Raw genomic sequence first — 21,408 nt, forward strand, 5'->3', positions numbered from 1 at the left:
GGCAACCTTGATGAACACAACGACTGCCGCGATCAGCAGCCAGCCAATAATGACATCAGCCCACAGTTTCCATTTGCTCACGGGCATATCCATTGTCGAACCACCTCCATGTGCTGCCGTCCATGCCTCATTTGGCAGTATAGTACTACATCGTTAACGCAACGTTAAAACGAGAGCGTCTCTGGACACAACACCTCAATACAGTTAACGTTGTCTTAACGCAGACCTGCTATGGTAGAAGAGCGGCCCCACTTTGGTGAGAGTCGGAGACTTTGGGGACAATCCCTGGCAAGCGGGAGGAATACAATGGTCTGGATGAAGCGAATGCGACACCTTGGAGCACTTGGAGTAGCTATATTGCTACTCATTACTGCGATCGTCCTGGGCAGTCTCATGCGCAGCTCTACACGGGGCGCCGCCGACCCGGATACCCAGGAGATCACGACGGCCGAAGTGAATACCACGGTCAGGGAGCGTATCACAAGTCTCGACCCCGACGTGATGACCGAAGCAGCAGTACGGGGTGCGATCGAAGACCAGCTGCCGGCCCTCGGAGCCAGAGGGTTCATCCGCCTGAGCATTCCGAGCAAGCACATCGATGTTCTGATAGGAACCGACTACAGCCTCGACAACGTCATGGGAATTTCTGTTCAGCAGAACACGTGGCAGTACCGCCTGTCGCTGGCCCCCGTGAATGCGCCGGAAGAACTCCAGTCGCTGTACGTTACCTACATGAGTACCGGCATGGGCAACATCTCGGGTGAGCTCATGATCGGCAGCGCAGGTCCTACTGCCGCACAGGTCAGGACCTCGTTGTCACTGATGATCGCCATGTGGGCGTGTCTGTGCCTTGCAGCTGTCTGTATCATCGCGGTGTTTGTAACGCCTGCGAACCACATCGCTCACAGAACGAGGGCCTGGACGCCGCTGCGTCGCGGATTGACCATGACGCTGGTTGGCGCGCTCGTCGCCGTTCCCGTCGTGTGGACCCTCGCCAGCAGGACACACGCCGCCGCGCGGGAACAGTTTGCCAGAGGAACGGACCTCGTCGTGACGTCTGCAGTAAACACTATGTCCGAGTGGCTCTCAACAGGCGAGGTTTCGGCGGCGTACCTGCACGCGACGTATACCATGTCGTACCCGGATTGCTCGTTCCGTATCCTGGTGGACGGCAAGCTGCAGGATCGGGCGGGCGTGGACTACGGTCCCGCCGCATATCAGAAACCTGGCGACCCGGCCACGTGGCGCCAGTTGGCCCCCTTCATCGAGGGTGGCACGCCGCGGCCCGCCTACCTGACGACCGCCACCAAGGGTGGCGTCCGCGTGGAGCTGGTGGCTCCGGAGCCAGACTACTGGCAGGACATCCACCTGCGCCATATGCTCTTCTGGGCTATTCCAGCCCTCTTTGCCGTCCTCTTCGCACTGGGATACCTGACGGGCCGCCGGCCCGAGTCCACCGTCCCATCTTCCGAAGAGATCCTCCGTCATGCTGTCGCGCGCCAGGCGGTCCTCACGGTCCTCGTCGTCTGCCTGGCGCTGGTGCCCGCTGCCGGCTGGTTTGTCCAGACGTATGAGGCAGCAGCCGTCGGCCAGCTCGACAAGACCCTGCAACATGATGCCGCGGCTCTCAGCAGCCTGCTGAGCAGCCTCGACCCATCAGTAGCCGCCAAGAAATCCCTCCAGATTGCAGATTCTACGCTGGCTGTCGCCCGGACCGGCATGGTCTTCTCACTGAAATTTCAGCTGAAGGATGGGCGAACGGACGGTTTCAACATCAACCCGGCGGAGAGTATGCTCAGTGTCGTGACGGGCACGGACACACCCACGGTCCGCATCATCGCAAATAACTCCGACTGGTCCGTCCCACCCGGCCACAGCCTGGCCGTACGTGTCATCGGCGCAAGCGGCCGGCTGAAGGACGGCACGGTCTACACATTCCTGCTGGGAACGACGATGCGGCCTGTCCAGCAGGACATGCAAGAACTGTGGAAAGCTGCCGCATGGGCTGGACCCGTCGCTTTCCTGTTCATCGTCCTGGCCGGTCTGATCGCGGCCAGCCTCGCCCTGCACCCGGTCGCCGAGTCGATGCGCCGGCTGGAGCGATTCACGGGGGACGCTGGGCATGAACTGCGGACTCCGCTCAGTTCCATCCGCCTCAACGCGCAGGTCGCACTCAACCAGGACCAGCAGCCGGAAGAATTCCGCAGACACCTGACCGCCATCACATCACAGGCGGAGCGCTCCACGCACCTCTCGGAGTCACTGCTCCTGCTGGCAGGTCTCGACCGCGAGCAGTCTGCTCCACTGGCCCCCGTTCAGCTGCTGGACATCTGGACTGACCTGCACAGCGCACATGCTGAAGCATTGAATGCGAAGTCGGTGACACTGCAAACGCCGTCCAAGGCACTGACCGTCACCGCCAATCGCGAATTGCTGACCATCGCACTGGACAACCTGGTCGAGAACGCCGTCCGCTATGCGCCCGAAGGGACAACTGTCGCCATCACGGCTCTGCGAACCGGAGGGACGGTGACCATCGCCGTCGCCGACCAAGGCCCCGGCGTGCCGCCCGAGGCTTTACCCCACATCTGGAACCGCTTCACCCGCATCGACCCCAGCCGCAGTCGGGAGTCGGGGGGAAGCGGCCTGGGCCTAGCCATCGTCCGCAAGGCAGTGGAGGCCATGCATGGCCGTGTCGCCGTCACCAGCGAGGTCGGCAGGGGAAGCACGTTCTCCATCATCCTGCCGGCTAGAACCGCAGACCTCTAGTCGTATGCCAGGCGGATCTCCTCGGTAGCAAGCGTGGGCTGGATGAGCTCCTGCCATAGCGGGCTTTTCCAGGAACCCAACGCGTCGTGGATCTTGAAGTACTTCTGAGGGATGGGATGGGTTCCGACGACGACAGGGATGCCGTACTGCTCCCGGATGAACTGTCGGAAGTAGTCGATCCGCGTGCAGGGCGGGTAACCGACAAGCATGCCCGTGGCCAGATGGATGACCGTCACCCCGTTCTTCTTCATCTCGGCGGGAGCATATTCGATGTTGCCCCCGGGACACCCGCCGCATGTGGTACAGCCGACGAGTTCGACTTCTTTCCCCGCATAGATGCTGAACGCACCCTCACGGTTCCTCAAGGCACGCAGGCATTTGCCGGCCGCGCAGGTATGGTACCTGTTGCACATGATCATCCCCACACGCACGATTTCGTCGCTCATTGAACCTCCTCATCACACAAAACAGATCTACACCACAATTCTAGCCATATTCGGTCTGGCAGGCCAAAGCAAGACGCCGACCGACGATGCAATGGCGTACCTGCAAACACAAAGAAATCCCCAGGCCAAGAACCTGGGGATCTGACTCACATGCTGCGACAGGGCTTGCACCGTCTGTCTATCAGATGATATCCGGCTGACGTCAGCCCGTGCTGTCGCCGGAACACGGCGAGCATGACACCTTAGGAGCAGGTGCAGGATTCGGAGCGGGAGGAACTGTGGACGGCGTGGCAACATACTCCGCCAGTGCCTCGGCGACCGGGGCGAAGGCTGCCATCTTCACGTCCTCCACATGTCCCGTGTCGGCAAGAGCGGTCACCGTGGGGTCGATGGGCAGCCGTGCAAGGACGGGAGCTCCGATATGATCTGCCAGTTCCTCGGCATGACTAGGCCCAAACAGCTCAAATGCCTCACCACAGTGAGGGCACGTGACCATCGCCATGTTCTCGACGATGCCCAGAATCGGCTTGTGCATCTGCTTTGCCAGGCCTGCAGCCTTCTCGACGATCATGCTGGCCAGCTCCTGCGGCGTCGTGACCATGAGGATGCCGTCGACAGGCAGGGACTCGAAGGTCGTCAGGGGGACATCGGCCGTTCCCGGCGGCAGGTCTACGATGAGGACGTCGAGGTCTCCCCACGCCACGTCAGTCCAAAACTGCTTGATGGCGGACGTGAGCAGCGGGCCGCGCCAGATGACCGGTTGGCCGGAGTCGTACAGGAACAGGTTCATCGAGATGATCTTGACGCCGGTCTCCGTCTCGGGCGGGATGATCCCGCCCATCGAGGACGCGGGACGCGCGGTCATGCCGAACAGGCGCGGGATGGATGGGCCTGTGATGTCGGCATCCATGATGCCTACTTTCAGTCCGCAACGTGCCAGCTCGACTGCCGCCATGGCGGACACCAGGGACTTGCCCACGCCGCCCTTGCCGCTGGCAACCGCGAGCACGTGCCGCACGTGGTTGACCTGCGAGGACATGTTCTGTTCATTTTCAGCGGGTGCGATGTCCTTCTCCTTCGTGATGGCAGGATACCTCTCCAGCGAGGTTGACGAAACTCCTTGCACAGTAGGCCTCCACAATGTCGTCCAGATTGCTCATGTCCGTCTGCATCACGGTGTAGCCGGCAGCAGTCAGTGCGTTCATGGCACCCATCCCCATTCCGCCAGCGATGATGGTGTCGCAGCCGTGAGCTGCGTCGGCCATGCGGCCGTGCACCTCTTCGTGGCTCACATCGGATTCTCCATGATTCTCCTCACCATGAACATGCGCAAACTTGTCACGCAATTCTGATGAAGTCACCTTGCCGTCCGCGATCTCGACGACCTTGTAGTAGTGAGCGCGGCCGAAGTGCTGACACAGCCTCGTGCCATCGTCTGTCGGTAGTGCGATACGGGTTATCATGCTGATACCTCCTGTGCGATTTTCCTGGTGTCTCCGGACTCGTGCGCCGTTCAGGTCTGCGTCCCACGCCCGGGCGACCGTCAGCGGATAGCCGCCGACGAGCGATGCCACGACCTTGTGGCGGGCGCCCATAAGGATGCGATGGAACGTACTCTGGGAAATACCCATGCCGCGTGCCGCTTCCGTTTGGTCCAGGTCCAGCAGGTCGCTGAGACACAACGCCTCCATTTCGTCGGCCCCAAGGAGGTGCAACGTCCCTGCAGCCTCCGGACAGAAGGGCTGTGCTCGGTCATATGTACCGCACCTGCGGGCAACCTGTCGTCCTGGCATGTCATCTCCTTGTACGAAATGAATATATATTCATTTCGCTAAAACGTCAAGTCAGGTGCAACTGAACATTAACCTCCGGTTGCATGTACACAGGTCAGACGTGCTCTCACATACCGTGATGATCATGTCCCCATTAGACCCCACATCCAGGCGGTCCAGGCAGAGGAGGTCCCGTAGAGCAGAGCCGTCGCATCCAATGCAGTAGTCGGAGTCCTCGAGGGAATTGACTCATGCACATCGTCAACGAAATGGTATACCATGTTGGCACACCTGCAGGAGACCGCCGACAAAATGAACAGTCCACAGGTACGGGAGAAACCCATGGAACCAGGGTTGTCAAGCACAGAAGCACAGAAAAGACTTGAACAGATCGGGCCTAACGAGATTCCTGAGCACCATGACCCCTCGTGGCTGGTCCTGTTCCGTAAGGTATGGGGTCCTGTCCCGTGGACGCTCGAAGTCAGCCTGATTCTTGAACTGGTTACGCACCACTACACTCAGGCGACCATCATCGGCGCGCTCATCGTTTTCAACGCCGTCATCAGCTTTGTCCAGGAGCACCGGGCACAGGACGCGCTGAGACTTCTACAGCAGCGTCTGGTGGTTCACGTCAGGGTCCTGCGTGACAGTACGTGGCAGGCCATGGATTCACGGCTAGTGGTGCCCGACGATATCGTCCACCTGCGCATGGGAGACCTGGTTCCTGCAGATATGACCCTGTCAGACGGCAATCTGTCTATCGACCAGTCTGCACTGACCGGTGAATCGCTGCCGGTAGATGCGGCCGTCGGCAGTAGCATCTATGCCGGCAGCGTGGTGAAGCGCGGCGAGGCAAGCGGCAAAGTCACGGGCACCGGCACCCATACCTATTTCGGGCGGACTGCCCAACTGGTCGGTTCGGCAAAGACCGCCAGCCATCTGCAGGAAACCATTCTCGGCATTGTGAAGTACCTGCTTGTCCTGGATGTGCTGCTGGTCATTGGCGTCCTGGTCTACTCGTGGGTACACGCCATCCCGCTGCTGGACACGGTCTCCTTTTCGCTAATGTTATTGGTCTCCTCTGTGCCCGTCGCGCTGCCCGCCGTCTTCACTCTTGCCTCCGCAGTCGGCGCTCAGGAGTTGGCCAGCCGTGGAGTTCTGGTGACTCGCCTTTCAGCCATCGAAGAAGCGGCTGCCATGACTATCCTGTTCAGTGACAAGACAGGAACGATCACCGAAAACCGACTGAGGCTGGTCGATATGGTTCCAGTGTCAGGCATGACGCAAGATGATGTTCTGCGTCTTGCGCTGCTGTGTTCGGACGAGCGTTCGCAGGACCCTATCGACCTTGCCGTCATCACACACGCACGCGAGTCAGGCATCTCACCCGGTACGGCCACCATTTCCAGCTTCATCCCGTTTGATTCGGCGACCAAGCGCACGGAAGCGATTGTTGCTCAGAACGGTGTCAGCACTCGAATTGTCAAAGGCTCTCCGCAGATCATTGAAGCTCTCGTCACAGACGGTCAGCCCTTTGCACAGGATGTCGAGCGCCTTGCTGCGATGGGAAACCGCGTACTCGCTGTGGCGGCCGGGCTCGAGGGTCATCTGGCTATGGCTGGATTGTTGGCACTGGAGGACCCGCCACGCAGTGACTCGGCAGAGCTGATCCATAATCTGAAGGACCTCGGCATCAGGGTTGTGATGGTCACCGGCGACACGCCCGAGACTGCTCGCACAATCGCCGCGCAGATCGGGCTGGGCACACGCGCATGTGATGCGGTCACACTGCGGGACAACACGCCTGGCACAGGTGCTCTGGACTGCGACGTCGTGGCCGGAGTTCTTCCGGAAGACAAGTATGCGCTGGTTCAGCACTCTCAGCATACCGGTAGCATCGTCGGCATGACCGGCGACGGTATCAACGACGCGCCCGCTCTCAAGCAGGCGGAGGTAGGCATCGCCGTCTCCAACGCGACGGATGTCGCAAGAGCAGCTGCAAGCGCTATTCTGACCAGCCCCGGTCTCAGCGGAATCGTTACGGCCGTGACGACGGGACGCCAGATCTATCAGCGCATGCTGAGCTATACCCTCAACAAGATCATCAAGACCCTGCAGATAGCCCTGTTTCTCGCCGTAGCATTCTTCCTGACCGGCCACTTTGTAACGTCGCCGCGCCTCATTATCCTGCTCCTGTTCGCCAATGACTTTGTGACCATGTCCCTTGCCTCTGACACGGCAACAGCGTCGCAACTGCCGGACCGGTGGCGTGTGTCGCAGCTGACCGGTAGTGCTCTCCTGCTGGCAGTCGCCTGGCTGGCAGTCGCATTTGGCACGCTGTACGTCGGAACCAGCATCCTGCACTATGACCTGCCGCACCTGCAGACTCTGGTCTTTGGCATGCTGGTCCTGACTGGACAGGCCAACGTGTATCTGGTCCGCGAGCGTCGCCACTTCTGGCAATCGCGGCCGGGACGGGCGCTTATCCTGAGCACGCTGGGAGATCTGCTGGTGATTGGGTTCATGGCTTCACGTGGAATTCTCATGGTGCCACTGCCACTGAACGTTCTAGCAGTCATGCTCCTGGGCATCGTGTTGTACAGTGTCCTGCTCGACTTCTACAAGCTGGTCGTCTTCCACTGGTTTCGCATCGCCGGTTGAAGCAGGCGCGTGCCCGGTCTGGGCGCTACACCATGCGGATGCGTTCCCGGGGCCCCAGGGACTGGATGACAGCGCGCTCACCTTCCAGGCGCCACCGCCCTGCGGGATGAGTTCCACCCAGCGGACGTTGCAGCCGTTCTCCCACCCATACTTCTCCGGCAGTTCGGACGTCTGCACGTCCAGCGTCACCTTGTAGAACTCGCGTTCCGCCGTCCATTGCTCCAGGCTCGCCTGCTCCACGCTCACGATGGTCAGCGAGTTCAGGCTCCGGAAGTTGGCCAGCCACATCTGCGCGGTGGCGTCGTCGGGCGATGCGGCGTAGGCAAGCTGACGTACTGCCCATTCGGGCTGGCCTGTGCTGATGAAGCCGAAGAACTGGCGGAGGTCCTTCTCGTGGTTGTCCGTCCGCGGCTTCTGCAGTGCTTCGCGGTCGATGGGCAGCGTCATGCGCTCCTCCCTCTCGTTGAGGGCCAGGAGGACCTTACCCGTGATGCCGTCCACAAAGACCCTGTAATTCAGCGTGCCGCCAGAGCTGAGCGTCTCGGAGAAGGCGAACACCCACACCGGCTTGCGGCGGACGTCGCTGGCCGGATAGTCGCACGTAAACTCCGTCCATGTGAAAGCTGCAAGCTCTACGCCCTGTGCTGCGGCGGCCTTTGCAGCATCCTTCATGGCGACAGCGGGGTGCTCCCTCAGCCAGTCAGCGCCCATGGACATCTGCGATCCTCGGGTCCCGATGTCCCTGCTGACGATGGCCGTACCGTGGATGCTGAACATCATCCAGTTCTCGCCGGCGGGGTCGGCGTACCAGACGAACCAGGCCGCCGACCGGTCGCTGTCCTGCCAGTCGGCGGCAAGGCCCATTGTAGCCGCCTCAGGTTCCTCAGTTGGCGCGAGCCGCCACAACACGGCGTCACCAAAATCACGCTTCGCCTCTGGCCACGCGAGTTCGGCAGCCTCGACGGAGGTCAGGCCGGCTGTCTGCGACGGACCGCCGGACGTGCGCCGACATCCGGCCAGTGAACACGAGACGATACACAGCAGAACACAGAGTACCAAGAGACGACGAGACGTCATAGCCACCTCCGGTGGACGATGTCCTTGGGTTTCTGCCCTCAGTGTGGACGGAGCAGGACGTCTGTCAAAAACGCCCGGCGCGCGCTCGTGTGTTCCCTCGCGACAGACTCTTTTCGGTACCAGGTATGGCAGGTTTCTACACCAGGCCGGACTGGCGATGCTGGATCGCAAGGCGCCGGTGACGGTCGAGCAACTTCTTTGTGGGGACAGCCACCAGCGACGTCGCCATGTGGAACAGCAGCACCTGTGAGCGCCCCCCTCGGTACTCGATGTATAGGCCACACGCCAAGCCGATGCTCGCGCCTAGATCGGAGTTGTGCGTCAGCAGGTACAGACCGCCGAACAGCCCCAGCGCCACCGACATCTCAAGTGGCATCAGCACGAGCAGGGTCCCCAACGTGGTCGCCAGGCCCTGCCCCCCGCGGAAGTGTGCGAACAGCGGGAAGTCGTGGCCAAGCACGGTCGCCCAGGCTGCCGCAAGGAGCCAGCCCTGCGAGAGGCCGAGAGCCCGTGCCAGCAGGACTGCCGCCGCTCCCTTGAGGAAGTCGCAGATTGCCACGATCACGGCGGGACCGGCTCCGATGGTGCGCGCCACGTTGCGTGCCCCCATGTTCCCGTCGCCCACCTCCCGGATGTCGACACCTTTCCGCCATGCCACGATGACCGCCGACGGGATGGACCCCAGCAGATAGGCAACAGTCACTACAAGAATGGCCGGAAACAGTTCCAAGTACGTCATACCACCCACCTCCTCGTCGGACGGCTACCGGACGAGGAGCGCGACGACGAACAGCACGACCATCAGAGCGGAGGCGATGAACAAGATCTGACGCTCCTGCTTCGTGGGTGTGGGGATGGAACCCAGCCACCATGAGCGCGCAGGGAACCGGGCCGGCTGGAACGCAGACCATGAGGTGCCCCGGCTCGTCGTCGACCACGAGTCCCCCGGAACGGAGCGCACTCTCGTCCAGGAACGCCGCCCGGCGCGCAGCATGGCCTCTCGGACACGTGCCAGCACAGGACGTGCGCCGGATGACCACCACGAGATCCGCCTCGCCGAGCGGGACACAGACGGAGGTATCTGTGAGGGACCACGCCCTACGCGCTCTATCAGGACGCGCCCGCAGGACGGGCACCGTTCGGACTCCCATGGGATGACGGAATGGCAGAAAGGGCAGGGACGGTGGCCGGTGGGCATGTCTCCGCCGGTGCCGTTCGTCCGTTGCTGATACTCCTGTCCCTGCACATGCGATGGACCGTAATCCATGACGACCTCCTGTCGTGGCAGACAGTATACAGCGGTCGCGCTGGACATGAAGGGGGCCCCACGTCCTTGCCGACGTGGGGCCTTGAGGCTATGCGATGTCTTTTCTCGTGGTGCTATGTGTCAGGTCTTGCCTACTTGAACCAATACCAGTACTGGACGTTCCAGTTGTTGTAGATGGTGCAAGAGAAGAAGTGATCGTAGCCCTTGAGACCCTTGCGGACTTCGTCGGGATAGATGCGCTGTTCGAGATACAGGCACGGAAGATCTTCAGCAAAGATGTCCTGGATGTGAGAGTAGGCTTCCTTGAGGGCAACGGCCGTGGTGGCCTTCTCCGCTGTGTTGAGCCACTTGTCCATATCAGCGCTGCTGTAGCGGTAGTTGTTCTGGCCGTTCATGCCATTCTTCTCAGTGGGAATCTGATCGCTCCGGAAGGCGAGCACTGATCCGAATACGTCATAGTTGTCGAAGCTGACACCGTGCAGGTTGACGATGAAGGTTCCGGCAGTGGCAGCATCCAGGATGCCGTCGAAGTCCTTGGGGTCCTGCTCGACCGTGATACCGAGCTTGGCGAGCATGGGCTGCATGAGGGTGACTTCGCGTTCACGGAAGGTGGCACCAGTCGAATACGGAATCTTCAGGGTGGCCGGGGTACCATCCGGAAGGGCGCGCGCCGTCTTGGCGGCGTTCCACTTCCAGCCGGCGGCATCCAGGAGCGCGTTTGCCTTGGTGGGGTTGTACGCATACTTGGCCAGGACCGGCTTGAAGTAGACGGAACCGGAGGACAGGGGCGACAGGACGGCTTCAGTACCAACCAGAGCCTTCAGGGTGATGGTCTTGCGGTCGATACCGTAGTAGAAGGCCTGGCGAACGCGCTTGTCCTTGAACCACGCGGAGGTCAGGTTCCACTCCATGATACCTGCAGAAGTGGACTTGTTGTAGTACACGTTGAAACTCTTGCCCATCTTTGACTCGAACTGCTGGGCAAGGTCAAGGGTCAGCGATTCGGAGGAGACGTCGGGCTGACCGGTCAGCATGTTAATCAGCAGGGTGTTGGTGGCGAGGATGAACTTCTCGGTGATGGTATCGAAGACGGGCTGACCACCGAACCAATTCTTGTTCGCAGCAAGGGTCATGTACTGGCCTTGGACGTTGGTCTTGACGGTGTACGGGCCACAGTAGACCGGTTTGTTGTTGAAGGCGGAGGTGTTGATGCTCTTGGGATCCTTGACGAACTGAGGTCCCAGGATGTGCTTCGGATAGATGGTCCAGCCCACGGGGATGTAGGTATTCCAGCTCTTCCAATAGATGCGGCACGTGTAGTTGTTGATCTTCTGGATCTTGGTGACGAGGTCCATGGGTGAGCGCGTCACGACCTGGATGGCGTCGGACATGTAGAGCTGATGCGAGAAGATGTAGTCGTCGATGGTGACAAGCTGGCCATCGGACCACTTCATGCCCTTGCGGAGCTCCACGTCGGAGATGACGGTGCCGTCAGCGTTGCGGATGAGGTGCTTGTTCGCAAGCGTCGGAACGTACTTGGCCATCTCGGGGAAAGGAACGCCGTAGGGGGTCACCGAGATCGGAGCGCTGGCCAGGAAGGTCACGGCCTTCATCGTATACGCGGAGTCGGAGATGAGCGGGAACAGGTTCTCGGGGGCGTTCTCATCAACCATGGTTATCGTCTTCTTGCCGGTGGCAGGAGGCGTTATGGTGTTGTAGATAGCGAACGCGCAGTCGCCACGGGTGGCGGACATGGTGGGGTTCAGGTTGCGGGATTTGTCCCACGTCAGGAGCTGGACACGCGGGCGGACAGCGATGGTAACGGCGCCGATCGCGTAAGTACCGATCTTGGGCTCGTCGTTGGCGAAGGCGACGGACTCCTTGATGGTCTTGGACTCAGCTTCCTTGCCGATGACGCGGACCAGCAGGACAGCCATGTCCTGACGCTTGATCTGGGCAGCGGGAGCGTACTTCCCGCCACCGATGCCCTTAATGTAGCCGGCCTTGACGGCGGCTTCGACATAGCCATATGACCAGCGGGATGCTGCAACATCGGTGAACGAGGCCTTTGCGGGCTTCACGAGGGCGAGACCCTTGGCGACAACGATCATCTTGGCGAACTCTTCGCGGGTGACCTTGCCCCCGGGCTTAAAGGTCCCATCGGTGTAGCCGGCGAGAACTTTCTTCGCGGCCAGGGCGGTGATCTCATCAAATGCCCAGTATGACGCGGCGACATCCTTGAAGCCGGCGGCGCGCGCGGTCAGTACTGGAGAACAAACGGCAAGCAGCATAACAACTGCAAGAACGATAGATAGGAATCTCCTCATGTAATTCTCCTTCCTTAGCAGGGTAGTTGCTGAAATAGTTGCTGCAGATGGTTTCAGGTGGAACGGTGGTTGGCAAGCACCTCCTTCTTCGCAGGCAGTTATCGCATTCATTGACCTGAGTTACTCAGGCACGGTTACCAATTGGAAAAGATGCACCAGCAGCCTCCTAACATAGTGCACGTTCATGTTGCACCACAACGCACGGCAAGGCACGTCAACGTCTACTTGAACATTACACGAACGGCTATTTTTGTCAAGCAACAGGTGGGGCCCTGAGCACTGAACCCGACAACTGGTGGACAAGAAATGGTCGATCAGACCTTGTTCTCCTGCTGTTCCTTGCGCCACTTGAAGAAATCGAGTGCGACCTGTGGGAAGATGGCATAGGACAGGACGTCTTCCTCCTGCTGGGTATACTCCTTGATCTCTTCGCGGAACTTGGCCATCTGGGGCTCAATCAGGTCTGCAGGGCGACAGTCGATGGTCGGTTCGTCACCGATGATCAGCTGCTTGATTTCGTCGGAGATTGGCACCGACGCGCGGCCATACTCGCCCTTGACGAGAGCCTTGGTTTCCTTGGTGCACTGGACGTACCGGCCCATCATCACGTTGAACACGGCCTGCGTGCCGACGATCTGTGACGTAGGGGTGACGAGGGGTGGGTAGCCCAGATCCGCGCGCACCTGTGGAACCTCCTTGAGAACCTCCTCGTACCGGTCGAGCATGTTGGCTTGCCTGAGCTGGCTGACCATATTGGAGATCATGCCGCCGGGCAGCTGGTAGATGAGCGCGTTCACGTCGACCCCCATCACTTTGGCGTCCAGCAGACCCGACTCCAGCGCCTTCTCGCGGACCGGGATGAAAAACTGTGCCACAACGTTCAGGGCTTCAAGGTCGATACCGGTGTCGTATGGCGTGCCTTTGAGTGCGGCCACCATCGTCTCCGTACAAGGCTGGGAGGTCGCCATCGCGAAGGGCGAGATGGCGCAGTCGACCACGTCGGCGCCCGCCTCGATCCCCTTGAGGTACGACTGTCCAGCCAGCCCGGTCGTGTAGTGGCTGTGGATCTGGATGGGCAGGCTGGTCATCTTCTTGAGTGCTGCCACCAGGTCATAAGTCGCATAGGGGGTCAGCAGACCGGCCATGTCCTTGATGGCGATGCTGTCCACACCCATCTGCTCAAGTTCGCGGGCGATACCCACGTACTTGTCGACCGTATACGTCGGGGCAATGGTGTAGACAATGCAGCCCTGTGCGTTCCCGCCCAGCTTCTTGGTCGTCCGGATAGCGCGTTCCACATTGCGCATGTCATTGAGCGCGTCAAAGACGCGGATAATGTCGATACCATTTGTGAGCGACTTCTCGACAAAGGCGTCCACGACATCGTCGGCGTAGTTCTTGTAGCCGAGAACGTTCTGGCCGCGCAGCAGCATCTGCAGCTTGGTATGCTTCATGGCATGGCGTACCGTGCGCAGACGTTCCCATGGGTCTTCGTGGAGGAAGCGCAGGCAGGAATCGAAGGTTGCCCCACCCCACATCTCGATGGAGTGATATCCGACCGCATCGATCGCCTCGAAGGCAGGCTCCATCTCCTTGGTGGTCATGCGGGTGGCAATGAGCGACTGCTGCGCATCCCGGAGGACCGTCTCCATGATGCCGACCTTGTGAGCCGGAGCCATACTGGAGGATGGGGATGCTAAGTCGGGTCTGCTTTCGGCGCTAAGTTCCTCAATCTCGACGTCGAACGACTTGCTACCGACGTTCATGCTGAACTTGTTTGACACGTGAACCCCCTCTGCAGCGATTTCTCCATCTCGAACCCGGCAGGACAGCGGTACCCCCGGCCACCAGCGTTTTGTCATTATACCCTATTGTGTCCGATGTGACACAACACTCCAGCCCACACGCCCCGGGGTGAAGACTCTCTGTCATCATGCCGGTGGACCCCCGCAGTGCCCGGACCACCGACAGCCTAGTCCACCGGGCCGGTGTGCTCGCGCCGAAACACCGAAGGCCGAGCCACTCCGCGCAGTGAGTTTCATGTGCATCTCTGCCAGTAGTGTAGTCAACGGTTTCCAGGACGTCAACAACGCACCTGTCGTCAAGGAACTACGAGAGCCCCAAATGCTCGACCCCCGCTTCGGCGGGGGTCGACTTACGTCCTATGAGGAAGAGCGTGCTATGTGTTGGACGGTGTCGAGAAGCCCGAGGCAGATCCTGGCCCCTTCATGCCGCCACCGAACCCACGGCCATCACCCCGGTCGCCACCTCCAAATCCTTTGCCACCAAGAGTTACGGTCTTGCCGTCTGTGCCGGTGAAGGACGTAGCCATGATGGTGTTCGCGTCCGCCGACGTCTTGAAGCCTTTGATCTTGACCTTCTCGCCGACCGTCACGGTGATGCTGCTCGCATCACGTCCGAGGATCACTATCACGATGGTGCCGTCGTCCTAGCTGACCTTGATCGTCGCCATTGCCTTTGGAGCTGGCTTCGTCGTATCACCCAGTCGCGGGGGTCGTCGTGGTCGGCACGTTGACTTCAGTAACGGTTCCAGCGACGCTCACCGTCTCGATGTTAGGCGTTCCGTCGGCCTTGCACAACGTAACGGTCTTGTCGTCAGCGCCCGTGAACGTCCAGACGTAAAGCTCATTGACGCTATTTCGTGTTGCCGACGTCCCTTCGACGGTGACGGTGTCACCGGCCTTCATCGTCATGCTTGCAGCCTCTCCGCGGCCAAACTCAAGCGTGTAGATCGTCCCGTCCGCATTGTCCTTAATCTTCGCATAGCCCGCAGGTCCACGGCGGAACATGCCCATGAAGCCGTGGCTGGACTCAGCCGTGCTGGGCGTCGAAACCTCCGTTACTGTGCCGGTTACCGAGATGACATCGACAGTAGTTCCTTGTGGCGTCGTCACGGTCCGTACCTTGGTCGCTGCTGATACTATGGCGATACCGCCTGTAAGGAGCCCGGCGATGACAACCGCCAGAACAACCTTTCCCAACGTCTTCCTCATGGTGTTCTTCCTTCTTACGGGGTCACCCCCGGAGTACAGCACCCATAGATGTTGCCACCTGTAGTACGCCGCAGGGAGGGGTTTCATACGCGCTAGCCTGTGAAGAAAGCGCACGTCGGTCGTGATACTGATTCGGCCGCGCGGACTCGACGCAAACCGCAACCCAACTGTCAAACGACTGCGCCCACACGTCCGCGGAAATGACGCGTGCGAATGACAGGTCAACTACAGCGGAAAAAGGGAAAGGTCAGGAGTGGAACTGGAAACCGAGATCTATGGAGCGGCAAACTCCGCGGTGAACGTAATCGTCTCTGCGGCGCGACCCAACTGCGAACCCACCGGTGCAACGCTGAGCAGCCTGGCATCGGGAGGTCCGCCTCCGGTCACGGTCAGGGTGTAGACACCTGGGCGCACAAAGACCTCGTAGGGGACCATTGAGCCGGTCCACTGCTGCGCTCCATTCAACCGGAAGGTGAGGCGTCCCGACCATGCCGTCCCCTTCTGGGTCGCCTCGATGTGGACAACGGTCTCACCGTCCGGCACCATGACGCGCCTGACCTGTCCGAAGAAAACGGGCAGAACCATCCCCAGAACAACGCAGAACGCCAGGAAGACCGGCAAGCCGCGCTTCGCCTTTGACAGTTTCTCCGAATCGCGCCAGCCGGAGCGTGCCTGTTCCGACCTAGCCGAAGGCGCCACCTTGTAGCGGGATCGACCATGATAGCGGGCACCATCTGCACTCCTAGATGGGCGAGGAGCTGTCGTGTATGAACTGCGTGACTTGTAGAGTCTCATCTATTCTCCATCTTCAGTATAGCAGGCTTCGATGCACTGCCAATCCTGGCGCGACAGTTGACAGGGTCGGTATGTCCCGAACCTGTCGAGGCGATCCTTGAGTGTGAGACACTGCAGCTCTTCGGACGTGCCGCCCGCTCGCGCTATGAGTGACGGAACAGACTGACCAGCGCAACCAAGAACCCAACCAGAACCATCACCATCGCTGTCACCGACACCCACGCTCCTGACGACAGAAACGTTCCGAGGCCGCTGGACCCGCCGGCGGCTATCGCCGCGAAAACTGCCCACAGAAGGATCAGGTCGACGACCGATACGGCCAGACTCGCCACGAAGGCAAGCGCGACGCTGAGCCCCCCGCGGGCAAACAGCATGAGAAAGCCGCATACGATGATGGACAGATCAACACCCACGTTCGACGGGGTCAGCCCCCCTTCGAGCACCAGGGCATGCATTGCCAGCATGATGATTCCGGCGATCAGAGTCAGTGCTCCACCACCAACGCGCTTCCGGGACGGCGCTCGCTGTGCTGTCATCCTCCCCTGCTGTGATCCAGCACGATAAACGCCGACAGTGGGAGGGGGACCAGCATATGTTTCCTGCGGCGGGGTAGTAGCGATTTCACCATGTGGAGCACGCTGCTGCGAGGCAGGCGTGCCATACGGTCCTGCTGACGGCGTCTGCTGAGGAACAGGCGGCGAGGGGGGAACGGGTCGCTCGACTTCGCCAGGCCCTGGCGTCTGCACGACCGTGACTTCCGCCCCACAATGTGGACAGTGCTTCACCCCAGGTGGCAACGTCTCACCGCACTGAGTACAGAACTTCGCAGTTTCCATGCTTACACCCCCATAGAATAACATGTAGCAGCTCTGACAGCTGCCTGGACCTGCCTGAAGTAACCCTCGATAGCGCCAGTATACGGAACGCCTCTCTTGCTACAAGAGCGCATATGGACTCCTTCAGAACATATGAACTGACTGCCTCCCCTGCTGGATGCCATCCGGCGTCGCCGGATGAAGGCCGGCGATTTCCGGTCCACAGTTCGGGCAATGCTTCCCCTCGGGGACAGAGGTTTGCCACACTCGATGCAGAACTTCATAGGTTCCATCGTTGGTCCTCCGGGGCCGTCTGGTCTTCTCCATGCAAGTTCGGCGGTCATGTGATCATCCATGCTGCGCTCAGTATACGGGGTGGGCGACGGGTTTCAACGACGACTGCGACTTACTTGACAGGGCGGGGCACAAGGTCATGATAAAATGATCGGTCTGGGTGCAGCCCGGACGCGCGGACCATCGTCTCGTCCAATCACAGATGTGCCGTATTGTGCTAGAAAGGACCAGGATGAACAACGACCTCATATATCAGAGCTCGGATCTTATGCTTGACCGTTTGCCTCTCGCCACTATCGCGAGGAAATATGGCACACCCGTCTACGTCTACTCGGCCTCCTCGATCCGCGGGCAGGTCACACGTCTGATGCAGAGTCTGGGCACGATCGGATCACTGCGCTACGCCGTCAAGGCCAATGGGAACCCTGCTCTCCTTGCACTCATCTTCAGCATGGGCATCGGGGCCGACACGGTGAGCCGCGGAGAAATCCAGGCGGCCCTGGATGCCAGATGTCCTGCGGACCGCATCGTCTTCTCCGGTGTCGGAAAGACACCGGACGAACTGGCATTTGCGCTGGACCACGGCATCTTCATCAACGCCGAAAGCGAGGAGGAGTTGACTGCGATTGCCCGCCTGCGAGCGGGCGCCCATGTCGGCATCCGCATCAACCCCGGCGTCGATGCACGCACCCATCACTACATCACCACCGGAACAGAGGAGAACAAGTTCGGCATCCCGGTCGACGCCGCCCCTGACGCGTTCCGGCTGGCAATGGACGCTGGGCTGGTGCCCGACACCATTTCCTGTCATATCGGCAGCCAGATCACGAGCCTCGAGCCCTATCGCAAGTCTCTGGCGCGCCTGCTGGAGCTGCATGACTCGCTGATGGGCGACGGAATCCCTGTGAGCAGTCTGGACATCGGCGGAGGATTCGGCATCAACTATGGGGAAGGCGCCGACTTCGCCGTGGAGGACCTGCAGGCTCTCCTGCGCCGCGACGTTCCCCAAGGCATGAAGCTGTGGTTCGAACCAGGCAGGTACATTGTGGGACACGCAGGCACGCTGGTGACACGTGTCCTGTACCGAAAACGCTATGCCAGGACATTTGTGATTGTCGACGCTGGCATGAACGACCTCATTCGTCCCGCGCTGTACCAGGCGCATCATGCGATCCTCCCAGTGACCCGGAGGGATGCGGAGCCGACCCCGTGCGACATCGTCGGCCCCGTCTGCGAGTCCGCAGACTGCTTCGACCGGGACGTCCCCATGCCACTGCCTGAGCAGGGAGACCTTCTTGCTATCTGCGACACGGGCGCGTATGGATGGTCTATGAGTTCAACCTACAACGGTCGTCCGCTGCTGCCAGAAGTCCTCATCGAAGATGGAGAGCCAGTCCTCATCCGCGAACGCGGCCTCTGAGCGTACCATGATCCGCACCTGTGTCCTCTGACTGTCATGCTACGATACCACACGGGACGAACCCACACACAGAGTCGTGCTGGACGGTGACAACGTCAGAATAGACGTGACCCGAAGCAAGTACGGGGAGACCAAACCAGTGAACCCCCAGCATCGCTGCCGGGGGTTCACTGTTACACAGTATCTATCTTACTTTATGCCAAGTTTCTTGTACAGCTGACTCCGTGTGATGGGAAGGACGTAGACTTTGACCGATTGGCGGCCCCAGTGGCACGCGTCGCCAAACGAGTTGAAGAACAGGTCGATGCGGTTTCCGTTGATGCTGGAACCCGTATCCGCTGCGACCGCGTAGCCGTATCCTTGGACATACAGCACCGTCCCCATGGGGATAAGGCGCCGGTCGACTGCACAGGTGCCGTAGTGAAGCGACAAGCCCGAGTAACCATAAAGGTGGTCCTTGCCGTCGAGGATTGCGGATGATCTATTGGAATAGGCAGTGGCAGACATGGTGTAGGTGCGCGTAGGCTTGAGGTCCAGACGAGCCGTACCGACGTCATAGACCTCATGGACGACGGCCTTGATGGTCTGCGTCTTGACGACAGCTGAACCGACTGCCTGCTGGCCGACCTTGGTCACCTTGATGGTCCTCTTGAGGAAGCCGTTCTGACCCATGACGCTGAGATAGCTGCGTCCGACTTCCATGTATGGGTTTTTCTTGTAGACACGCTGATATGCGATGGCCTCGGTCTTGCTGGTGTAGGCATACGTCGTGCGCTTGACGACGACATCCTCGGTGTACGGCACGGGATCCTTTGGATCCGGGCTAACCTTGTCTTCCGTGTTCAGTTTGACGCCGTTGTCCGCCAGAAGCTCTCCGACCGTCCAAACGGTCGAGTAGATGGTTTCGCTTGTATGATCAATGGTGAGTGTGACCGGCTTGGCGCGCACGATAGCGATTTCCCCCTGGGGGATGACCGCGGCGACATCCGGTGTTACCACATCTTCCGGGCGCAGGACACGAGTGTTCGCCTTCGCCAGGACCGTGCTCACCGACATGCTGTGGAACGCGACGATCCGCGTCTTGTTGCCCGCATCATTGACAACATAAGTGTGAACGCCTGCACTCCAGAGGAAGAGCCCACCAAGAAGGACACCCAGGACAGCAAAGAGGATGGCCTTTCTCCTGTGGAACACCCTCACGAGTCGTGTTGTGTCCATAGTGAGCAGATTATATCACCCACTAAAGCGGCTGTAAAGGTCCCCTTGAACAAGCAATGGCTGGGCCGCTATCTGGAGGGGTCCAGCCGCATTCACAACATAGGGGCTGAGTCAGTCGCGCCTTCGGCCACCGAAGAACCTGAGGACGAACAGGAACAGGTTGATCAGGTCCAGATATAGACTCAGAGCGCCGATGACTGCCGCCTTCTCGGCCTGCGGGTTGCCTCCGGCCATGGTAATCGGGCTATCGCCGGTGGGGTCCAGGCTAAGTGCCATCCTGCGCAGCTTCTGGGTATCCCAGGCGGTCAACCCCAGGAAGACGACGATGCCGATGATGCTGATCAGGAAGTCCAGACCAGAGCTCTTCGTGAAGATGTTGATGATGGACATGCCAATGATGCCAAACAGCCCGAAGAGGGCAATGTTGCCGACCCTCGACAGGTCCATGCGCGTAGCCGACCCAATCAGCGACATGGCCAGGAACATGCCTGCCGAGGCGACAAACGCCATCGTGATATCTCCCTTTGCATACACCATAAAAATGGACGACAGCGTGAGTCCATTCACTGCGGCATACGTGAGGAACAGGAGCCCCGCCGTCTGCGGAGACATCCTGGCGATAGCGCGCGAGAGCCCAATGACCAGACCGAACTCGGCAACAATGAGGAGTATGAACACAAGCGAGTTGCCAAAGATGGCCTGCTGGATCGCCTGGTTGCTTCCGACGAACCAGGCAATAGCTGCGGTCAGAGCGAGTCCTCCGGCCATCCAGCCATAGACCCGGTTGAAGAATGCCCGGACACTGTCCTCCGGACGTATGACGGTTCCCTGATATTCCATGGAATCATCTCCTTTCTAATGCGCCAGATGCCGCTGTGCGGCTTCCAGGTGCGCAGCAATCATAGTCGGCCACTCTGCCTTGTCAAGCACGGGTCGACCCGGCGGACGTACGCGGCCCTCTGCTTATCAATACAGCGGTTACCGGATTTTCGTGTAGATGGATTGTGAAGCCGCCAGCCTCTCGTTGCAAATCCTCTACCACTTAATAACATAGACGAAGTGATGCGTTGCAACGGAAATGGGCGCTGTCTCTAACGTTACAGGGAGGTGTCACGATGTTCGCCGACTATGCACGAGTCTGGCCAGTTCACGCAATCCTTATGGGCAGCAGTGTCCTGTCGCTTCTCACGGCCGCCTGGGCTGTCACGTTCGGACACCACCGCAAGGGATCCTTCCGCATTCATAAGGCTGCCGCCGTGACAGCGTTTGTGCTGCCTGCAGCAGGGCTCGTCGTGGCCGCCGGCATGGTCCAAGCCAGTGGCGGACCACACCTCCGCGTCCCCCACGGTGTCTTCGGTGCCATAACCATCGTAGTCGGATTCTTGACGGGCGCGGGAGGGCACATAACGACCAAGGCGCGCTCCAACAGGAAGCAGCTACGGACCGTCCACCTGTGGGTGGGCCGCGTTGCTGTCTTACTCTTCCTGCTCACCGTTTTCGCCGGACTGCGCCAGGTGGGCATCCTCTAGAACC

The 21,408-nt window shown here is 60.0% G+C and carries 18 protein-coding genes and 1 pseudogene; 4 read left to right on the forward strand and 15 right to left on the reverse strand.

Translation table 11 applies throughout. The annotated features are described in order from the left end of the window. The first annotated feature begins 306 nt into the window (after positions 1 to 306). Positions 307 to 2,769: a sensor histidine kinase gene (locus SMC1_RS06425; protein WP_207799335.1), complete on the forward strand. Its 2,463-nt coding sequence runs from the start codon at positions 307 to 309 to the stop codon at positions 2,767 to 2,769. Here SMC1_RS06425 and SMC1_RS06430 read toward each other — a convergent pair. The 3 genes from SMC1_RS06430 to SMC1_RS06440 form a co-directional block, all read right to left on the reverse strand. Then, positions 2,766 to 3,215, reverse strand: coding sequence for a CGGC domain-containing protein (locus SMC1_RS06430; RefSeq protein WP_119085956.1), 450 nt, complete (start codon positions 3,213 to 3,215; stop codon positions 2,766 to 2,768). The two genes, SMC1_RS06425 and SMC1_RS06430, sit on opposite strands and share 4 nt — an antisense overlap. Before the next feature lie 202 nt (positions 3,216 to 3,417). Continuing rightward, positions 3,418 to 4,341, reverse strand: coding sequence for an Mrp/NBP35 family ATP-binding protein (locus SMC1_RS06435; protein ID WP_207799336.1), 924 nt, complete (start codon positions 4,339 to 4,341; stop codon positions 3,418 to 3,420). Continuing rightward, positions 4,268 to 5,008: a NifB/NifX family molybdenum-iron cluster-binding protein gene (locus tag SMC1_RS06440; protein ID WP_119085957.1), complete on the reverse strand. Its 741-nt coding sequence runs from the start codon at positions 5,006 to 5,008 to the stop codon at positions 4,268 to 4,270. Before SMC1_RS06440 ends, SMC1_RS06435 begins: the two co-directional genes overlap by 74 nt. Positions 5,009 to 5,329: 321 nt before the next feature. On the opposite strand from SMC1_RS06440, the gene SMC1_RS06445 reads away from it, so the two are divergent. Beyond that, complete coding sequence (locus tag SMC1_RS06445; RefSeq protein ID WP_207799337.1) at positions 5,330 to 7,648, forward strand: plasma-membrane proton-efflux P-type ATPase; 2,319 nt, start codon at positions 5,330 to 5,332, stop codon at positions 7,646 to 7,648. On the opposite strand, the gene SMC1_RS06450 is transcribed toward SMC1_RS06445, so the two are convergent. From SMC1_RS06450 to SMC1_RS11285, 10 genes and pseudogenes are all read right to left on the reverse strand, one after another. Then, positions 7,556 to 8,725, reverse strand: a complete 1,170-nt coding sequence (locus SMC1_RS06450) for a hypothetical protein (protein WP_119085959.1) — start codon at positions 8,723 to 8,725, stop codon at positions 7,556 to 7,558. The genes SMC1_RS06445 and SMC1_RS06450 overlap by 93 nt on opposite strands. A 136-nt stretch (positions 8,726 to 8,861) precedes the next feature. Next, positions 8,862 to 9,464, reverse strand: coding sequence for a glycerol-3-phosphate acyltransferase (locus tag SMC1_RS06455; protein WP_119085960.1), 603 nt, complete (start codon positions 9,462 to 9,464; stop codon positions 8,862 to 8,864). 24 nt (positions 9,465 to 9,488) lie between these two features. Further along, complete coding sequence (locus SMC1_RS06460) at positions 9,489 to 9,992, reverse strand: hypothetical protein (RefSeq protein ID WP_119085961.1); 504 nt, start codon at positions 9,990 to 9,992, stop codon at positions 9,489 to 9,491. A 131-nt stretch (positions 9,993 to 10,123) separates the two neighbouring features. Next, on the reverse strand, positions 10,124 to 12,319 hold the full coding sequence (locus SMC1_RS06465) for an ABC transporter substrate-binding protein (RefSeq protein WP_165849278.1): 2,196 nt from the start codon (positions 12,317 to 12,319) through the stop codon (positions 10,124 to 10,126). Positions 12,320 to 12,633: 314 nt separating this feature from the next. Continuing rightward, on the reverse strand, positions 12,634 to 13,998 hold the full coding sequence (locus SMC1_RS06470; RefSeq protein ID WP_119086087.1) for an oxaloacetate decarboxylase subunit alpha: 1,365 nt from the start codon (positions 13,996 to 13,998) through the stop codon (positions 12,634 to 12,636). 500 nt (positions 13,999 to 14,498) lie between these two features. Further along, a complete protein-coding gene (locus SMC1_RS06475) occupies positions 14,499 to 14,753 on the reverse strand; it encodes a hypothetical protein (RefSeq protein ID WP_119085963.1) in 255 nt (84 codons plus the stop codon). Positions 14,754 to 14,817: 64 nt separating this feature from the next. Next, entirely contained in the window at positions 14,818 to 15,333 is a 516-nt protein-coding gene (locus SMC1_RS06480) for a hypothetical protein (protein WP_119085964.1), read from the reverse strand. A gap of 273 nt (positions 15,334 to 15,606) precedes the next feature. Then, entirely contained in the window at positions 15,607 to 16,128 is a 522-nt protein-coding gene (locus SMC1_RS06485) for a hypothetical protein (protein ID WP_119085965.1), read from the reverse strand. 143 nt (positions 16,129 to 16,271) lie between these two features. Beyond that, positions 16,272 to 16,664 (reverse strand): hypothetical protein, encoded by a 393-nt coding sequence (locus tag SMC1_RS11025; RefSeq protein ID WP_243626516.1) that lies wholly within the window; start codon positions 16,662 to 16,664, stop codon positions 16,272 to 16,274. Positions 16,665 to 16,886: 222 nt separating this feature from the next. After that, positions 16,887 to 16,988, reverse strand: a pseudogene (locus SMC1_RS11285) (zinc-ribbon domain-containing protein); the annotation flags it as partial. A gap of 481 nt (positions 16,989 to 17,469) precedes the next feature. Here SMC1_RS11285 and lysA point away from each other — a divergent pair. Next, positions 17,470 to 18,657, forward strand: a complete 1,188-nt coding sequence (gene lysA, locus SMC1_RS06495; RefSeq protein WP_207799338.1) for a diaminopimelate decarboxylase — start codon at positions 17,470 to 17,472, stop codon at positions 18,655 to 18,657. A gap of 189 nt (positions 18,658 to 18,846) precedes the next feature. Here lysA and SMC1_RS06500 read toward each other — a convergent pair whose 3' ends face one another. Next, on the reverse strand, positions 18,847 to 19,875 hold the full coding sequence (locus SMC1_RS06500; RefSeq protein WP_119085968.1) for a 3D domain-containing protein: 1,029 nt from the start codon (positions 19,873 to 19,875) through the stop codon (positions 18,847 to 18,849). 111 nt (positions 19,876 to 19,986) lie between these two features. Next, positions 19,987 to 20,715, reverse strand: a complete 729-nt coding sequence (locus tag SMC1_RS06505) for a Bax inhibitor-1/YccA family protein (protein ID WP_119085969.1) — start codon at positions 20,713 to 20,715, stop codon at positions 19,987 to 19,989. A 275-nt stretch (positions 20,716 to 20,990) separates the two neighbouring features. Here SMC1_RS06505 and SMC1_RS06510 point away from each other — a divergent pair, with 275 nt between their 5' ends. Further along, positions 20,991 to 21,404 (forward strand): hypothetical protein, encoded by a 414-nt coding sequence (locus SMC1_RS06510; RefSeq protein ID WP_119085970.1) that lies wholly within the window; start codon positions 20,991 to 20,993, stop codon positions 21,402 to 21,404. The last annotated feature ends 4 nt before the right edge of the window (positions 21,405 to 21,408 follow it).

The organism is Candidatus Cryosericum septentrionale (genome assembly GCF_003570995.1).
Taxonomy (GTDB): Bacteria; Caldisericota; Caldisericia; order Cryosericales; family Cryosericaceae; genus Cryosericum; species Cryosericum septentrionale.